Below are 17,900 nucleotides of genomic sequence, written 5' to 3' on the forward strand. Positions count from 1 at the left end.
TGCCTCAAGCGCTACATCGTCCGCGAGGTCCACACCGCCCTCCTCGCTGACTTCACCACCCTCAACACCCCTTGACTTCTATAGGAGCATCCCCCTGCCCCCGACCCCCTCGTCGATCTTGCGGTTGCTGCCCGGGCAAAGGCGACAAAGGGGGCATTCGCCGGGCGCAAAGTCCATGATCGACGGTGGTGTCGGGCGGGGGCGTGGCCGGGGCGGTGTGGCTTGTACGCTCCCGGGGTCGGTTGGAGCGAGGGTGGGGGAAAGCGTGGAGCACGAGGCTACGCAGGAGCTGTCGATCACGCCGGCCGCGACGGCGGGCGGGACGACGCACGTCGCCGACGAGGTGGTGGAGAAGATCGCGGTGGCCGCCGCGAAGTCCGTGCCCGGCGTGGCCGAGCTGGGCGGCGACGTGGCCCGGTTCTTCAACGCCGTGCTGGACCGGGTCGGCCTGGACCAGGTCGGCGACGCCCGGCGCGGCTGCTCGGCCCATGTCACCGACGGCGCGGCCGTGGTCAACCTGGTCATCGTGATCGACGGCGGTCACCCGGTGCCGCAGGTCACCGACGGCGTGCGGGCCGCGGTCACGGCTGCGGTCGAGGCGTACGGGCTGCGCGTCGACGAGATCAACATTCGGGTGGACGACGTGGCGATCGGAGACGCCGGCGCCGCTGTGCGCTGACGACGAGTCGGGCTCGCGGCGCCTGCGGACGTGCTGGCAGAAGTGGGTCGGCCCGCCTGCGCCCACGGGTCGACCCGGCACCCGGGTTACCGGCCGGTACGCCGGTCCTTAGCGATCGTTCAGGCATTCGTTCTACACTCGGTCTTCACGAGGACCGAGGAGGAGCTCCGCGCATGGACGCTGACGAGATCGCCGCCGGCCGGGCCCGCTGGCAGGCCCGCTACGACGCCGCCCGCAAGCGCGACGCGGACTTCACCACGCTCTCCGGCCTGCCGGTCGACCCGGTGTACGGCCCGCCGGAGGGGACCGCCTACCCGGGCTTCGAGCGGATCGGCTGGCCGGGCGAGTTCCCGTACACCCGGGGGTTGCACCCGACCGGCTACCGCGGACGGGCCTGGACCATCCGGCAGTTCGCCGGCTTCGGCAACGCCGAGCAGACCAACGAGCGCTACAAGATGATCCTCGGCGCGGGCGGTGGCGGGCTCTCCGTCGCGTTCGACATGCCGACGCTGATGGGCCGCGACTCGGACGACCCGCAGTCGCTCGGCGAGGTCGGCCACTGCGGCGTGGCCATCGACTCGGCCGCCGACATGGAGGTGCTCTTCGACGGCATCGACCTGGCCGGCGTCACCACCTCGATGACCATCTCCGGGCCGGCCGTGCCGGTGTTCTGCATGTACCTGGTCGCCGCGGAGCGCCAGGGCGCCGATGTGTCCACGCTGGACGGCACGCTCCAGACGGACATCTTCAAGGAGTACATCGCGCAGAAGGAGTGGCTCTTCGACCCCGAGCCGCACCTGCGCCTGATCGGCGACCTGATGGAGTACTGCGCGGCGGAGATCCCCCGCTACAAGCCGCTCTCGGTCTCCGGCTACCACATCCGTGAGGCCGGCTCGACCGCCGCGCAGGAGCTGGCGTACACGCTCGCCGACGGGTTCGGCTACGTCGAGCTGGGCCTGTCGCGCGGGCTGGACGTCAACGTGTTCGCCCCCGGGCTGAGCTTCTTCTTCGACTCCCACCTGGACTTCTTCGAGGAGATCGCCAAGTTCCGCGCCGCCCGCCGGATCTGGGCCCGCTGGCTGCGCGACGTGTACGGCGCGACCAGCGAGAAGGCGATGTGGCTGCGGTTCCACACGCAGACCGCCGGGGTGTCGCTGACCGCCCAGCAGCCGGTCAACAACGTGGTACGCACCGCGGTGGAGGCGCTGGCGGCGGTGCTCGGCGGCACCAACTCGCTGCACACCAACGCGCTGGACGAGACGCTGGCCCTGCCCACCGACGAGTCGGCCGAGATCGCCCTGCGGACGCAGCAGGTGCTGATGGAGGAGACCGGCGTGACGAACGTGGCCGACCCGCTCGGCGGCGCCTGGTACGTCGAGGCGCTCACCGACCGGATCGAGGCCGAGGCGGAGGAGATCTTCGCCCGGATCCGGCAGCTCGGCGGCGACGGGCCGCACCAGATCGGGCCGATGACCTCCGGCATCCTGCGCGGCATCGAGGACGGCTGGTTCACCGGGCACATCGCCGAGTCGGCGTTCGTCTACCAGCAGGCGCTGGAGAAGGGCGACAAGAAGATCGTCGGCGTCAACTGCCACACCGGCACGGTCGCCAAGGAGCTGGAGATCCTCCGCATCTCGCACGAGGTGGAGCTGGAGCAGCGCCGGGTGCTGGCCGAGCGCAAGTCGGCCCGCGACGACGCCGCGGTCACCGCCGCCGTACGCCGGATGGTGGAGGTCAGCCGGACCGGCGGGAACATGATCCCGGCGATGCTGGACGCGGTCCGCGCCGAGGCCACCCTGGGCGAGATCTGCGACGCGTTGCGCGGCGAGTGGGGCGTCTACCGCGAGCCCGCCCGCTTCTAGGCGAGAAGAAGGGCCTTCCTGACGCGGCGTCTGTCAGGAAGGCCCTTCTTGTGCACTCTGAGCAGGGGTGAGAGTCGCAACGTCGCCGTTGCGGGTGAGCGGAGTTCCGTGCGGTACGTGCGAGACTAGACAACCATGAGCGACCCACGGATCACCTCGTCGATCTTCACCCGCGGCGCGGTCGACCTCAGCGCGCTGCGCACCCCCGCACCGGCCGACACCTCTCCCGCCACACCGTCCCAGGGCGGCCCGCCCGCCGGGCTGCCGGGCAGCCGCGCCGGCTCGGCCGCCGTGATCGACGTGACCGAGGCGAACATCCAGTCCGAGGTGCTCGAACGCTCGCTCGCCACACCGGTCGTGGTCTTCTTCGGCGCCGCCGGGTACCCGGAGAGCGACCAGTTCGCACCGGTGCTGGAGCGGCTGGCCGCCGAGGGCGCCGGCGCGTGGCTCCTGGCCCGGGTCGACGTGCAGCAGCAGCCCCGGCTCGCGCAGATGTTCCAACTCCAGACGTTGCCGACCACCTACGCCATCGTCGGCGGGCGGCCGGTCGACGCCTTCCCGGGCGTGGTGCCCGAGGCGCAGCTACGGCAGTGGATCCAGGCCGTGCTCAAGGCCGCCGGCGTCGAGGTGGCCGAGCCGGAGGACCCGCGGCTCGACGCCGCCGACGACGCGCTGATGAGCGGTGACCTGGACGCCGCCGAGGCGGCGTACCGGAAGATCCTGGCCGAGTCCCCGACGGACGCGGCGGCGGAGGCGGGCCTGGCGCAGGTCGGGCTGGCCCGCCGGGTAGGCGGGGCGGACCCGCAGGGTGCGCTCGACGCCGCCGCGGCGGCCCCCGACGACGTGGACGCCCAACTGCTGGCCGCCGACATCGAGGTGCTCAGCGGCCTGGCCGACCAGGCCTACCAGCGACTGGTCGGCCTGGTTCGCCGCACCGCCGGTGAGGAGCGGGACCGGGTCCGCCAGCACCTGATCGGCCTGTTCACCATCGCCGGCCCGGACGACCCCGCCGTGGCCTCCGCCCGACGCGCCCTGGCCAGCGCCTTGTTCTGAATTCGTCGCACGCCCGCGCGGGCCGGCGCGCCGCCGGCCCGCCCGACCATCGAGGACGGGAGCTCATGATGCGCCGGATCGCCGTCCTCGACGCGCCGACGAACCTCGGGCTGCGCCCGCCGACGGTCAGCTCCGTGCCCGGCTGCGGCAAGGCGCCCGGCGCGCTGCGCGACCACGGGCTGCTCGCCCGGCTGCGGGCCCGCGACGCCGGTTGTCTCACCCCGCCCCGGTACGACCCGGGCGACTGGCGGCCCGGCGACGGCGTCTGCCACGCGCCGGAGATCTCGACCTACTCGGTGGCACTGGCCGACCGGATCGGCGCGATCATCGACCGGGGTGAGTTTCCGCTGGTGCTCGGCGGGGACTGTTCGGTGCTGCTCGGCTCGGCGCTGGCCATGCACCGGCTCGGCGAGGCGGTCGGCGGGCGGATCGGGCTGGTCTTCGTGGACGGTCACTCCGACTTCCGGCACCCCGGCAACGCCTCCTACGTCGGCGCGGCGGCGGGGGAGGACCTCGCCCTGGTCACCGGGCGGGGGCAGCCCGACCTGGCCGCCATCGAGGGGCGGCGCCCCTACTTCCGGGACATCGACGTGGTGGTGCTCGGCATCCGCGCGCAGGACGAGTACCGCCTCGACCTCCAGGCCGCCGGCATCACCACCCGACCGGTGCCGGCGTTGCGCGCCGAGGGCGCGGCCCGTACCGCCCAGTGGGCGCACGAGCAGCTCGTCGACTGTGCCGGCTACTGGGTGCACATCGACGTGGACGTGCTCGACCCGGCCGTGATGCCCGCCGTCGACGCGCCGGACCCGGGCGGCATCGCCTTCGCCGAGCTGGAGATCCTGCTCGCCGGGCTGGTGGACACGCCGCACTGCCTCGGCGTCGAGCTGACCGTCTTCGACCCCGACTACGACCCGGACGGGGCGTACGCGGCGGAGATCGTGAACACGGTGGTGGCCGGGCTCGCCCCGGTCGTCGCCCCGGACGCGGTGCCGCCCCGGCTGCTGCCGGCGGCCCCGGCACCCCGGGCGGGTGACGGCCGGGTGCCGCGCCCGGCGACGACGGTGCCCGTACCCGCCGTCGCGGCGGACCCGATCGGCCGGCCGGCGGTCCTGGACGGTGATGACGACGGTGCCGACGACAGGGCGGCGTGGCTGCCGGAGCCGGGCGAGAAGGACTCCGGGCCGGCCGTCGGCCCCGGGCTGCTCCGCCGCGTCGCGGTGCCCGGGATGGACGGCGGACCGGTCGAGGAGGCGCCGGCCACCGGGGAACCCGCCTGAGCGACGCCCGACCGCGCGAACCCGGTCGATGGTCGGGCCGCAGGCGTCGGCGTCGCGCGGCGACACGCCGGTGGCGAGCGTCAACAGCGCGTTGCAGTCGCGCCGGAACTGCCGTGGCGTCGGCCCCGGGCGGGGCCCCGCCGGGACTGCTCGCGGCGTCGGCCCCGCGCGGTACGGCGGGCGGGGCCGCTCAGCGGGCCAGGCCCCGCAGGAACCGCTCGGCGATCGGCACCGCGCTGGCCGTACTGGAGCCGCCCTGCTCGACGAAGACGGCGAAGGCCACGTCGCCCTGCCAGCCGACGAACCAGGCGTGCGTGTGCGCCGGGTTGTTGTCGTACTCCGCAGTGCCGGTCTTGCCGTGCACCGGCTCGCCGGGCACCTTGGCCAGGGCGGTGGCGGTGCCGGCGGTGACCACGCCGCGCATCAGGGTCTTCAGCGCGGCCACCGACTCCGGCTTGAGCGCCGGCCCGGCCGGGGCGGGCTTGCCCGGCGCCGGGTCGAGCAGCAGCTTGGGTTGCTCGAAGCGGCCCCGCGCCACGGCCGCGGTGGCGCCGGCCATCGCCAGCGGGCTGACCAGCGTGGTGCCCTGGCCGATCGCGGCGGCGGCCTGCTCGGTGCGCTCCCCGTTCGCGGAGATCTTGCCGGTGAACACGTCCGCGCCCAGGTCCCACCCGGCCTCCAGCCCGAGCGTGCGGCCGGTCTGGGCGAGCCCGTCCGGGCCGAGTTGCGGGGCCAGCGCGGTGAAGGCGGTGTTGCAGGACTTCGCGAAGTCGGTGGCGAACGGCACCGCGCCGAGCGCGAAGTTGTCCGAGTTCTTGAAGATCCGGCCGTCGACCTCGGCGGTCTTCGGGCAGTTCACCGTGGTCTGCGGGGTCACCGCGCCGCGGTCGAGCAGGCCGAGCGCGCTGACCATCTTGAACGTGGAGCCGGGCGGCACCTGGGCGGTGAACGCGAGGTTCTCGCCGGCCGCGCCGGGGCCGTTCGCGGTGGCCAGCACCGCGCCGTCGCTGATCCGCACCGCGACCAGCGCGGAGCGGCGGGTCTGGCCCCGCAGCGCGGCGTCGGCGGCGTTCTGGGTGGCCACGTCCAGCGTGGTCCGCACCGGCTGGCCGGGCTTCGGGTCGCTGCGGAACACCTCGGTGCCGGTGGGCTCGGTGGCACCCTCGGCGGCGGGCCGCTCGGTGATCACGGTGACGCCGGGCACGCCACGCAGCCGCTCGTCGTACCGGCCCTGGAGGCCGCCGTGGCCGACCAGGTCGCCGCGGGCGTACCGGTCGGGGTGGGCCTGGAGATCGTCGGCCTGGGCCTGGTCGACGGAGCCGAGCAGCGCCCGGGCGAACTCCCGGGTCGGGGCCAGCATGAGCTGGTCGGTGGGGAACCGGGTGCCGGGCAGGTCGTAGATGCGGGACTTGATCTGCCGGTACGCCTCGTCGCGCAGCGTCACCACCTCGACGAGTGCGTCCCGGTCGGCCTCCTTGAGCCGCTTCGGCAGGTCGCTGAGGTCGACCGGCGGGCTGAGCGCGGGCCGGACCGCCTTGAACGCGGCGTCGAGCTTGCGCACCAGGCCGGGCACGTCCTTCACCTCGCCGGGCGCGACCTGGACCCGGACCACCGGACGGGGCGCCACGACGGGCCTGCCGGCGGCGTCCAGCACCGCGGCCCGCTCCGCCGGCTGCCGGCGCAGGGCGAGGCGGTCGCCCTCGGTCAGCTTCTCGTGCACCACGGCCGGCTCCCAGATCACCTGCCACTGGTCGCCGCTGCCCTTGAGGCGCACCGGGTTCTCGTACGCCCAGCGGGCGCCGCCCGGCAGCGCCCAGGTCAGCCGGACCCGGGCGGTGGCGATGTCGCCGGCGGTGGTGACCTCGCCGGTGCGTTCCAGCGTCGGCGGCGTCGCGGCCAGGTCACCGGAGAGCGCCTTCAACTGCTTGGTCACCTCGGCCGCCGGCACCCGCGCGCCGGTCGGCGCGAGGAAGCCGACCGGTTGCAGGTCACCCGAGCGCCAGCCGCTCAGGAAGGCGTCGACGGTGCTCCCCGGCCCGTCCTCGCCGGAGCACCCGGTCATCGCGCCGGCGGCCAGCAGCGCGGCGACCAGCGCCGCGATCGGCCGGCGGCGGGATTGGCGACGGGGGTGGACGGGGTACGACAGGGGCATGAAGCGGTCCCTCCGGTGTGAAGCTGACCTGCACGCTAGTACGCCACGCGGCTCCCCACCGCCCCGCCACCGCCCGCGGCGGGTTCAGAAGTGGCATGTGGCAGTGTGATGAACATCGCCAGCCGGGGTAATCCGCGACCGGCCGACCACGGACCCGCAACAGGTGAAAGGGCACAGTCCCGATCCGGACGTCCGGCCAGTGGTCCGCCGACGGAGGGGCACAACGGCAGGGCCTAGGCTGGGCGGCAGAGTGACCCACAACGCGGTGGGTCGAGGGGAGTGGCACCGATGGACCGGCGTCCGGCGATCAAACCGGGACCCGATCTCCAGGCTGACACCAGCCGGGACGATGACAGCTTCGATTCGGCGACCGACGGGGACGGTTTCGGCCGTCTCGACACAGGAGTGACCGGCCTGACCGGTTCCAGCATCGACACCCTCTACGACCTGGGCCTGCCCGCGCAGGCACTGGCCGACGACGTGGAGGACGCCGAGCTGGACGAGCCGGTGCCCAACGCGGAGCGGCTGGTCGCCCAGGCGGTCGCGCTGGCCGGCGACGACCACGACGCGGCCACGCTGGTGGACCGCTTCTGGCGGTTCGCGCCGGACGAGGAGCTGATCGGCTTCACCGCCGAGGAGATGCTGGAGGCGGCCCGGGCCCACCGGGACCTGGCCCAGCAGCGGGTGCCGGGCGAGCTGAAACTGCGTATCCACGAGCCGGACGCCGAGCAGCACCACACCGTCGTCGAGATCGTCACCGACGACATGCCGTTCCTGGTCGACTCGGTCACCGCGCTGCTGAACTCCCGCCACCTCGACGTGCACCTGCTGGTGCACCCGCTGGTGGTGGTCCGGCGGGAGCCGCTGGGCCGGCTCACCGAGGTCTCCGCGGACGTGGAACCGGACGACGCGATCGCCGGTGACCTGGTCGAGAGCTGGATGCGGATCGAGATCGACCCGGTCCGCGACCCGGCCGAACGGGAGGCGGTGCGCCGCGAGCTCCAGCGGGTGCTCACCGACGTGCGGGAGGCCGTCGAGGACTGGCCCAAGATGCGGCAGCGGGCGTTGGCGCTCGCCGACGAGCTGGCCGCCGCGCGGACGTCGGACAGCCGCCCGCCGGTGCCGGAGAAGGACATCACGGACTCGGTGGAGCTGCTGCGCTGGCTCGCGCACGACCACTTCACGTTCCTCGGCTACCGGGAGTACCGCCTGGTCGACGCGGACGGGGCGGCCGGCGGGCAGGCGTTGGAGGCGGTCCTCGGCACCGGGCTGGGCATCCTGCGGTCCGACTCGCCGGAGGCCCGGTCGCTGAACTCGATGACCCCGGAGGCGCACGAGCGGGTGCTGGAGAAGCGCCTGCTCATCATCACCAAGGCCAACTCCCGGGCCACCGTGCACCGCTCGGCCTACCTCGACTACATCGGCTTCAAGATCTTCAACGACGCCGGTGAGGTGGTCGGGGAACGGCGCTTCCTGGGCCTGTTCTCCACCGCCGCGTACCGGACCAGCGTGCAGGAGCTGCCGGTGGTCCGCCGCAAGGTCGCCGAGGTGCTGGACCGCTCCGGCCTGAGCCTGCGCAGCCACTCCGGCAAGGACCTGCTCCAGATCCTGGAGACCTACCCGCGCGACGAGCTGTTCCAGATCAAGACCGACGACCTCTACCACGCGGTGATCGGCGTGCTGCGGATGGCCGGCCGCCGGCAGCTCCGGGTCTTCCTGCGGCGGGACGCGTACGGGCGGTTCATCTCCTGCCTGATCTACCTGCCCCGGGACCGGTTCACCACGCAGAACCGGCTGCGCATGCAGGACATCCTGCTGCGCGAGCTGAACGGCGTCGGCGTCGACTACACCACCCGGGTCACCGAGTCGATGCTGGCCCGGGTGCACTTCATCGTCCGCACCGACCCGAACAGCCCGCCCGGCGAGATCGACGCCGATCTGCTCGCCGAGGAGCTGGCCGACGCCACCCGGCTCTGGGACGACGACTACCGGCTGGTGCTGGAGCGCAAGCTCGGCGACGAGCAGGCCAAGCACCTGTTCAGCCGCTACGCCGACGCGTTCCCGGAGGGCTACAAGGACGGGCACACGCCGTACGAGGCGATGAAGGACCTGGCCAAGCTGGAGCTGCTGGAGGAGCCCGGCCAGCTCGAGATGCACCTGTTCCGCAAGCAGTTGGCGCCGCGGGCCTACTCGGGCCGGGCGAACGACGGCGACGAGTCGCTGGACGTGCGGTTCAAGGTCTACCGGTACGGCGAGCCGATGATGCTCTCCGCCGTGCTGCCGGTGCTGCACTCGCTCGGCGTGAAGGTGGTCGACGAGCACCCGTACGAGGTGGAGCGCGTCGACGGCCGGATCTGGCTCTACGACTTCGGGCTGGAGCTGCCGGAACGGCACCAGGACCTGGCCGAGGTGCGCCCGCACGTGGAGAACGCGTTCGCCGCCGCCTGGCGGGGCGAGGCCGAGGTGGACGGCTTCAACGAGCTGGTGCTGCGCACCGGGCTCACCTGGCGGCAGGTGGTCGTGCTGCGCGCGTACGCGAAGTACCTGCGGCAGGCCGGCACGGTGTTCTCCCAGGAGTACATGGAACAGACGTTCATCGCGTACCCGAGCATCGCCGGGCTGCTGGTGCAGCTCTTCGAGATCCGGTTCGCGCCCAGCCCCATCACGATGGACGAGCGGCGCCAGCGCGGCGCCGAACTGGTCGAGGCGATCGGCGAGGCGCTGGACGAGGTGGCCAGCCTCGACCAGGACCGCATCCTGCGGGCCTTCCTGACGTTGATCCAGGCCACGCTGCGCACCAGCTTCTACCAGAAGCCGGCGGGCGGGCGGCCCAAGCCGTACGTGGCGTTCAAGCTGGACCCGCAGGCCATTCCGGACCTGCCGGCGCCGCGACCGAAGTTCGAGATCTTCGTCTACTCGCCCCGGTTCGAGGGCGTGCACCTGCGGTTCGGGCCGGTGGCCCGGGGCGGCCTGCGCTGGTCCGACCGCCGCGAGGACTTCCGCACCGAGGTGCTGGGCCTGGTCAAGGCGCAGATGGTGAAGAACGCGGTGATCGTGCCGGTGGGCGCCAAGGGTGGCTTCGTGCTCAAGCAGAAGCCGGGCGACCGGGACGAGGCGGTGGTCTGCTACAAGGAGTTCATCTCCGCGCTGCTCGACGTCACGGACAACATCGCCAGCGGCGAGATCGTGCCGCCCGAGGACGTGGTCCGGCACGACCCCGACGACCCCTACCTGGTGGTGGCGGCGGACAAGGGCACCGCGACGTTCTCCGACATCGCCAACGAGATCTCCACCGCGCACCGCTTCTGGCTCGGTGACGCGTTCGCCTCCGGCGGCTCGGCCGGCTACGACCACAAGAAGATGGGCATCACCGCCCGGGGTGCCTGGGAGTCGGTGAAACGGCACTTCCGGGAGCTGGGGCACGACACCCAGACCCAGGACTTCACCGTGGTCGGCGTCGGCGACATGTCCGGCGACGTGTTCGGCAACGGGATGCTGCTCTCCGAGCACATCCGGCTGGTGGCCGCGTTCGACCACCGGCACATCTTCCTGGACCCGGACCCGGACGCGGCCACCTCGTTCGCCGAGCGCAAGCGGCTGTTCGACATGCCCCGGTCGTCCTGGGAGGACTACGACCCGGAGCTGATCTCGGAAGGCGGCGGCATCTTCCCGCGTACCGCGAAGTCGGTGCCGCTCACGCCGCAGGTCCGCGCGGTGCTCGGCCTCGACGACGACGTCACGCAGCTCAGCCCCCAGGAGCTGATGAAGGCGATCGTCACCGCGCCGGTGGACCTGTTCTGGAACGGCGGCATCGGCACCTACGTGAAGGCGTCGACGCAGACCAACGCCGAGGTCGGGGACAAGTCCAACGACGCCATCCGGGTGGACGGCAAGAGCCTGCGCTGCCGGGTGGTCGGCGAGGGCGGCAACCTGGGCTTCACCCAGCAGGGCCGGATCGAGTACGCCGCCGGCGGTGGACGCATCTACACCGACTTCATCGACAACGCGGCCGGGGTGGACTGCTCCGACCACGAGGTGAACATCAAGATTCTGCTGAACACCGCGGTCGCCGACGGTGAGCTGGACCGCCCGGAGCGGGACGAGCTGCTGGCCCAGATGACCGACGAGGTCGCCGAGCTGGTGCTGCGGGACAACTACGACCAGGCGCGGGCGCTCAACAACGCCCAGACCCAGGCCGCCTCGCTGCTCCCGGTGCACCGCCGGATGATCAACGAGCTGGAGCGGTCCGGCGCGCTGGACCGGGCGCTGGAGGCGCTGCCGTCGGACGAGGAGCTGGCGGTCCGCACCGAGACCGGGCTGACCCCGCCGGAGTTCGCGGTGCTGCTCGCGTACGTGAAGATCGTGCTGGAGCGGGAGATCGTCAGCGAGGGGCTGGCGGACGAGGAGTGGACGACCGACGTCCTGGTCAACTACTTCCCGACCCCGCTGCGGCAGCGCTTCGCCGACCGGATGGGCCGGCACCGGCTGCGCCGGGACATCGTCACCACGGTGCTGGTCAACGAGGCGATCAACCGGGGCGGCATCTCGTTCGTGTTCCGGGTGGTCGAGGAGACGGCCGCCTCGGCGGCGGACGTGCTGCGCGCGTACGTGGTGGTCCGCGAGGTGTTCGGGCTGGGCGAGCTGTGGAACGCGGTCGAGGCGCTGGACAACAAGGTCTCGCCCGAGTTGCAGACCGCCGTCTACCTGGACACCCGCCGGCTGCTCGACCGCGCGGTGCGCTGGCTGGTCACCAACCGGCGCTCGCCGATCGACGTGCCGGCGGAGATCACCCGGCTGCGGGACGGCGTGGCCCAGCTCATGCCGGACCTGGAGCACCTGTTCTGGGGCACCGAGCGGGAGGCGATCGCGGCGCACATCGAGGCGCTCGTCGGCAAGGGGCTGCCGCGTGAGCTGGCCGTGCAGGCGACCCGCCTGATGTACAGCTTCGGCCTGCTCGACATCGTCGAGACGGCGAAGACGACCGGGCGGGAGGTGAGCGAGGTGGCCTCGGTCTACTTCGTGCTCTCCGACCGGTTCCGGGTGGACGCGCTGCTGTCGAAGATCTCCCTGCTGCCGCGGGAGGACCGCTGGCAGACGCTGGCCCGGATGGCGCTGCGCTACGACCTGTACGCCGCGCTGGCCGCGCTCACCGCGGAGGTGCTCAACTCCACCTCGGACAGCCAGCCGCCGGTGGAGCGGGTGCAGGAGTGGGAGCAGGCGAACGCGACCTCGATCCACCGGGCGCACCGGGCGATGGGGGAGTTCGACGAGTCCCGCGCCGACCTGTCCGCCCTGTCGGTGCTGCTGCGTCAGATCCGTACCCTGGTCCGCACCTCGGCGGCGGCCTGACGCGCCACGTCACTGATGCACGGAAAGAGTGCCCATCGCGCTTCGGATGGGCACTCTTTCCGTGCCTGAGGTGGATCAGCGGGTCATCCGGGCGTAGACCACGATGTTGTTCAGGTAGCTGCCGGCGGTCCGGTCGAACACCCCGCCGCAGGTGACCACGCGCAGGCCGGGCACGGTGGACGGGCCGTAGACCTGTTCCGCCGGGAAGGCGGTCTTCGGGTACGACCGGACCTCCTCCACGGTGAACGTGACGGTCGAGCCGTCCTGCCGGGACACGGCGATGGTGTCGCCCGGCACCAGCGCGCCCAGGTTGAAGAAGACCGCCGGGCCGAGCTTGGCGGAGTCGACGTGCCCGACGATGACGGCGTTGCCGACCTCGCCGGGGCTGGCGCCGGGGGAGTACCAGCCCGCCTTCATCGCCTGGTCCAGCGGGGGCACCTGGACCGTTCCGTCCGGGTTGGTGCCGAGCGTCATGACCTCGGCGCGAACCCCGATCCGGGGGATCACGACGGTGGTGGGCGCGGAGCGGGACAGTGCGGCCGGGACACCCGTGGGCCCGGTCGGTGCGGCGCCGGGCGCCACCGGCACGCTCCCGGGCGGTGTGCCCGGTCCGGTCCCGGGCCCGGTCCCCGCCGGTGTGCCCGGCCCGGTCCCCGCCGGCGTTCCTGGCGCGGTGCCGGGCGGGGTAGCCGGTGCGGCGCCGGTTGGCGTGCCCGGCGCGGCGCCGGGCGGCGTGGCCGGATCGGCGTACCCGGTCGACGGGACGTCCCAGGGCGCGCCGCCGTCGGCGTCCGGATCGGTGTCGGAGGCGGTGGGCGGGTCGGTGGCATCCGTCGTGCCGGCCGGTCCGGCCTGCGCGATCGGCTGCGGCGGGGTGGGCGGCGGGACGGTGCGGACGGACGCGCCGATCAGGCCGGAGCCCACCATGGCGAGCAGGACGACGACGGCCGCGCCGACGGCGCGCCACGGTTTCCCGTGACGGCCGCCGGCCCGGTTCGTCGTCCGGTCAGACCAGGCCACCGGCCCGCCGCCGACGCATCAGCACCAGTCCGCCGAGTGCGGCGGCACCGATCATGCCGGCGCCCCCGGTGGCGAGACCACGGTCCAGGCCGGTGGTGGCCATGCCGCCGTCACCGCCGTCGACCCCGCCCCGGGGGAGGACCACCAGTTCGCCCTCGCCGCAGGAGCCGTTCAGTTCGTAGCGGCCCGGGTGGACGTCCTCCGAGACGCGGGCCTCGCCGTAGTAGACAAAGTCCTTCCCGTGCTCCCAGCCGGCCTCGTCCTCGCCGTGGCCGTACCCCTTGTCGTCCTGCCAGTCGCCGTGGTGCTCGTCCTTGGCGTCCCTGCCCTGCTCGTCCTTGCCGGCCTCCGGCGGGGCGCCGTGCTCGTCCTTGCCCTGTTCGCCCTTGCCGTGCTCGTCCTTGCCCTGTTCGCCCTTGCCGTGCTCGTCCTTGGCGTCCTTGCCCTGTTCGCCCTTGCCGTGCTCGTCCTTGTTGGCCTCGGGCGGGGCACCGTGTCCGTCCTTGCCGTCGGCGCCGTGCTCGTCCCGGGTCCAGTCGGCAGCCGTCCAGCCCGGCTCGGCGTCCTGGCCGTACTCCTCGTGGCCCTGCGGTCCCAGATCCCCGGCGTCGGCGGCCATGCCGGCACCCGCACCGCCCGGCTTCGGCGCGTCGGCCGGCGGCTCCGGCATGCCCGCCTCGCCGGGCCCGTGCCCGTCCTTGCCCTTCTCGTCCTTGCCCTCGGGACCCTTGCCCTGTTCGTTCTTGCCCTGTTCTTCCTTGCCGTGCTCGTCCTTGCCGTCCTTGCCGTGCTCGTCCTTGTTGGCCTCGGGCGGGGCACCGTGCCCGTCCTTGCCGTCGGGACCCTGGTCCGCGTCCTCGGCCCAGTCGCCGCCCTTGTCGGCCCAGTCACCGCCCTTGTCGGCCTGGTCCCCGTGCTCGTCGGCCCAGTCGCCGCCCTTGTCGGCCCAGTCGCCCTGCTCCCCGTCCCGGGCCGGGTGGAGGTCGACCTTGCCGGTCACCTTCGACCAGACGTAGGCGTGCTCCTGGGGCTCCGGGCAGATCTGGAGCAGTTCCACGGTGTCGCCCGCCTTGACCACGTGCGGCTTGGCGATCACCTTGCCCTCGTCGTCGTGCCCGCCTGCGTAGGCCATTCCCGGGGTGAACACGAGAAGGCCCGCACCGCCGAGAGCGGCACCCGCGACGAACTTCCCGAGCATCTTGTCAGCCATACCAGCGTCACTCCATCCCTGTTCGTCCTGAGCCCGACGTCAGTCGAGCTACGGCCGACGTTAGACCTTTTCGCGACCTATCCGGGGAAAGTTTCGTTTTTCGGGCTTTGTCGATGATGTGGCATTTCGCGTAGCCCCGGCCACCGCCGAGTCCTCTGCGCCCTCTGCGCCTCCCGCCCGGTCCTCCGCACCTGCGTCCGGGCGGTCGGCGACCAGTGATCATGGAGCCGGTGGCGGGGGAGCGCTTCCCGTCTGCCGTCGACCTCATGATCGACGGGGGTGGGGGTAGGGTCGGGGTGCGTATCGAGGCATTGCCATGGAAGCGCTCCCATGCAAGAATCGCTGCACGCGGTTCGGGGAGCCACACCGCGAGCGCAGACGTCGAGGGCAACCGGTCTCACCGGACGACGTCCGGCTCCTTCGACCGGTCCTGCGGACCGGTCGGCACCACCACCACCCTCACGCCCGTCCGGGTCGGGCGTCCCCCGAAGTAACCCGTGGCGCGCACGGTCGTTCCCGCAGGGCCGACCACCGCCGCCATTCCGCCGGGCCGTACGCGGATCCGGTCTCGCCCAAGGAGATCAGTGGTATGAATCTGTGGAGAAGGCTGTCCGGCCGGAGCCGGACGCTCGCGCTCACCGGCGCCGGCGTCCTCGTGGCCGGCGGGCTGGTGACCCTCCCGGTCACCGCGGCGCAGGCCGCGACGCAGTGCAGCGTGGACTACACCACCAGCGACTGGGCCGGTGGCTTCACCGCGAACGTGGTCATCAAGAACCTCGGTGACCCGGTCAGTTCGTGGAACCTCGGCTTCACGTTCGGCAACAGCAGCCAGCGCGTACAGCAGGGCTGGTCGGCGAAGTGGACCCAGAGCGGCCAGAACGTCACCGCTCAGAACGAGTCCTACAACGGCTCGCTGGGCACCGGCGCCAGCACCAGCATCGGGTTCAACGGCGCCTGGAGCGGCAGCAACCCGAAGCCGACGCAGTTCACGCTCAACGGCACGGTCTGCAACGGCGGCACGCCGCCCACCAGCACCCCGCCCACGAGCACGCCGCCGACGAGCACGCCGCCCACCAGCACGCCGCCGACGAGCACGCCGCCCACCAGCACGCCCCCCACCAGCACCCCGCCCGGGCAGAAGGTGGACAACCCGTTCGTCGGGGTGAAGGGGTACGTGAACCCGGAGTGGAAGGCCAAGGCCGAGTCGGTGGCCGGCGGTAGCCGGGTGTCGAACAACCCGACCGCGGTCTGGATCGACCGGATCGCCGCCATCAACGGCACGCCGGACAGCAGCTCCAACGGCGCGATGGGCGTCCGCGCCCACCTGGACGCCGCGCTCGCCCAGGGCGCCGGCTACATCCAGTTCGTCATCTACAACCTGCCCGGCCGCGACTGCTCGGCGCTCGCCTCCAACGGCGAGCTGGGCCCGGACGAGCTGCCCCGCTACAAGTCCGAGTACATCGACCCGATCGCCGCGATCCAGGGCGACGCGAAGTACAAGAACCTGCGCATCGTCAACATCATCGAGATCGACTCGCTGCCCAACCTGGTGACCAACACCTCGGGCAACCCGGGCGGCACCGCGATGTGCGACACGGTCAAGGCCAACGGCGCCTACGTCAACGGCGTGGGCTACGCCCTGGCGAAGCTCGGCGCGCTCGGCAACGTCTACAACTACATCGACGCCGCGCACCACGGCTGGATCGGCTGGGACAGCAACTTCGGGCCGGTCGCCGACCAGCTCAAGGCCGCCGCCGTCGCGTCCGGCAGCACCGTGAAGAACGTGCAGGGCTTCATCACCAACACGGCGAACTACTCCGCGCTCAAGGAGCCGTACGTCAAGGTGACCGACTCGGTGAACGGCCAGACCGTGCGCCAGTCCAAGTGGATCGACTGGAACCAGTACGTCGACGAGCTCTCGTTCGCCCAGGCGTTCCGGCAGAAGCTGGTCTCGGTCGGCTTCGACAGCAACATCGGCATGCTGATCGACACCTCCCGCAACGGTTGGGGCGGCTCCGCCCGGCCCACCGGCCCGGGCCCGCTGACCAGCGTGGACGCCTACGTCAACGGCGGCAAGATCGACCGTCGCTACCACACCGGCAACTGGTGCAACCAGGCCGGCGCGGGTCTCGGCGAGCGGCCGAAGGCGGCGCCGGAGTCCGGCATCGACGCCTACGTCTGGGTGAAGCCCCCGGGCGAGTCGGACGGCTCCAGCAAGGAGATCCCGAACAACGAGGGCAAGGGCTTCGACCGGATGTGCGACCCGACGTACACCGGTAACGCCCGCAACGGGAACAGCATGTCCGGTGCCCTGCCGGACGCGCCGATCTCCGGCGCCTGGTTCCCGGCCCAGTTCGCGCAGCTCATGCAGAACGCCTACCCGGCGCTGTAGAGCCCGCGGCCGGACCACCCGCCGCGGCGGGAGTGAGGCACCGCCGCGCGGGTTTCCCCGGGCCCCTGGTCGACGCCCACGTCGACCAGGGGCCCCCGGCCGTTCCCGGTCAGGGCACCGTCTTCTCGATCGCCGCGCGGCCCAGCTCGGCCAGGTCACGGCGGGCCCGTTCGACGTTCTCCGGGGTCACGTCCTGGCCACGGGCCCGCACCAGGTCCTCCGGCTCCCAGGGCTGCTCGGCGCCGGTACGGATGTTGTCCCCGCCCGCGCCAGTGCCGGTGCCGGTCGCGCCGGTGCCGGCCGCGTACGGGTCGCCGAGGATGTCCGGCGAGCCGGTGTCGGCCACCGCGCCGTCCGGCTCGGCGAACGCGGGATTGTTCGGATCGGTGCCGCCGCCGCGGAACTGCGGCACCGTGCTGTCGTCGTCCACCGCGGCGGCCACCTCGGGGGTCTCCTCCAGCGGTCGCTCGCCACCGGGGTCACGATCGGTCATGCTGCTGCCTCCTGTCCCCATCCGCGCCTGGCGTACCCGGTGCGACGCCGGGCATGCCGGCGGGGCCGGGGCGGGGATCCGGTGCGGCTCAGGACTCGTCGGAGCGCGTCGACGGGGCCTCGGTCGGGCGCAGCCGCTGCCAGAGCAGCATGAGGAGCCCGAAGACCAACATCACCGCCCCGGCCCACAGGTTGATCCGCAACCCCTGCGCCTTGTCGATCTCGGCCGACGAGTCGAACAGCCCCATCAGCCCGACGATCAGCCCGTACGCGACGAAGAGCCCACCGATGACCCGGCGGATGTCGAACAGCCGGGCCGCGGCGGAGTGCTCCTCCCGGGCGTCCTCGGTCTCGTCGACCAGCGGGTCGTGGGCCTCGCCGTCCTGGTAGCGGTCCGCGTTGTCTGCCATGACG

The 17,900-nt window shown here is 72.5% G+C and carries 11 protein-coding genes; 6 read left to right on the plus strand and 5 right to left on the minus strand.

Annotation, left to right across the window (positions count from 1 at the left end; all coding sequences use genetic code 11):
* Positions 1 to 265: 265 nt before the first annotated feature.
* The 4 genes from ACZ6O5_RS29300 (at position 266) to ACZ6O5_RS29315 (ending at position 4,871) form a co-directional block, all read left to right on the plus strand.
* Positions 266 to 679, plus strand: a complete 414-nt coding sequence (locus ACZ6O5_RS29300) for an Asp23/Gls24 family envelope stress response protein (RefSeq protein WP_465981322.1) — start codon at positions 266 to 268, stop codon at positions 677 to 679.
* 173 nt (positions 680 to 852) lie between these two features.
* Positions 853 to 2,541, plus strand: a complete 1,689-nt coding sequence (locus tag ACZ6O5_RS29305; RefSeq protein WP_357303405.1) for an acyl-CoA mutase large subunit family protein — start codon at positions 853 to 855, stop codon at positions 2,539 to 2,541.
* Between the two features lie 135 nt (positions 2,542 to 2,676).
* Positions 2,677 to 3,594 carry a tetratricopeptide repeat protein gene (locus tag ACZ6O5_RS29310; RefSeq protein WP_465981324.1) on the plus strand — a complete coding sequence of 306 codons (918 nt, stop codon included), beginning with the start codon at positions 2,677 to 2,679 and terminating at the stop codon, positions 3,592 to 3,594.
* 65 nt (positions 3,595 to 3,659) lie between these two features.
* A complete protein-coding gene (locus ACZ6O5_RS29315; protein WP_465981326.1) occupies positions 3,660 to 4,871 on the plus strand; it encodes an arginase family protein in 1,212 nt (403 codons plus the stop codon).
* Between the two features lie 190 nt (positions 4,872 to 5,061).
* Here the strand turns inward: ACZ6O5_RS29315 and ACZ6O5_RS29320 are convergent, their stop codons facing one another.
* Positions 5,062 to 7,023, minus strand: coding sequence for a penicillin-binding transpeptidase domain-containing protein (locus tag ACZ6O5_RS29320; protein ID WP_465981328.1), 1,962 nt, complete (start codon positions 7,021 to 7,023; stop codon positions 5,062 to 5,064).
* Between the two features lie 288 nt (positions 7,024 to 7,311).
* Between ACZ6O5_RS29320 and ACZ6O5_RS29325 the strand changes: the two genes are divergently transcribed.
* Positions 7,312 to 12,372 (plus strand): NAD-glutamate dehydrogenase, encoded by a 5,061-nt coding sequence (locus ACZ6O5_RS29325; RefSeq protein ID WP_465981330.1) that lies wholly within the window; start codon positions 7,312 to 7,314, stop codon positions 12,370 to 12,372.
* 75 nt (positions 12,373 to 12,447) lie between these two features.
* Here the strand turns inward: ACZ6O5_RS29325 and ACZ6O5_RS29330 are convergent, their stop codons facing one another.
* Together ACZ6O5_RS29330 and ACZ6O5_RS29335 are read right to left on the minus strand one after the other, a co-directional pair.
* A complete protein-coding gene (locus tag ACZ6O5_RS29330; RefSeq protein ID WP_465981459.1) occupies positions 12,448 to 13,299 on the minus strand; it encodes a class F sortase in 852 nt (283 codons plus the stop codon).
* A gap of 79 nt (positions 13,300 to 13,378) precedes the next feature.
* Positions 13,379 to 14,602 carry a hypothetical protein gene (locus ACZ6O5_RS29335; RefSeq protein WP_465981332.1) on the minus strand — a complete coding sequence of 408 codons (1,224 nt, stop codon included), beginning with the start codon at positions 14,600 to 14,602 and terminating at the stop codon, positions 13,379 to 13,381.
* A 589-nt stretch (positions 14,603 to 15,191) separates the two neighbouring features.
* Here ACZ6O5_RS29335 and ACZ6O5_RS29340 point away from each other — a divergent pair.
* Positions 15,192 to 16,994, plus strand: coding sequence for a glycoside hydrolase family 6 protein (locus ACZ6O5_RS29340; RefSeq protein WP_465981334.1), 1,803 nt, complete (start codon positions 15,192 to 15,194; stop codon positions 16,992 to 16,994).
* Between the two features lie 109 nt (positions 16,995 to 17,103).
* Here the strand turns inward: ACZ6O5_RS29340 and ACZ6O5_RS29345 are convergent, their stop codons facing one another.
* Both ACZ6O5_RS29345 and ACZ6O5_RS29350 read right to left on the minus strand, forming a co-directional pair.
* Positions 17,104 to 17,487 carry a hypothetical protein gene (locus ACZ6O5_RS29345; protein ID WP_465981336.1) on the minus strand — a complete coding sequence of 128 codons (384 nt, stop codon included), beginning with the start codon at positions 17,485 to 17,487 and terminating at the stop codon, positions 17,104 to 17,106.
* An 88-nt stretch (positions 17,488 to 17,575) separates the two neighbouring features.
* Positions 17,576 to 17,896 carry a hypothetical protein gene (locus ACZ6O5_RS29350; RefSeq protein ID WP_465981338.1) on the minus strand — a complete coding sequence of 107 codons (321 nt, stop codon included), beginning with the start codon at positions 17,894 to 17,896 and terminating at the stop codon, positions 17,576 to 17,578.
* Between the last annotated feature and the right edge of the window lie 4 nt (positions 17,897 to 17,900).

It is taken from the genome of Micromonospora sp. NPDC049201 (genome assembly GCF_055586805.1).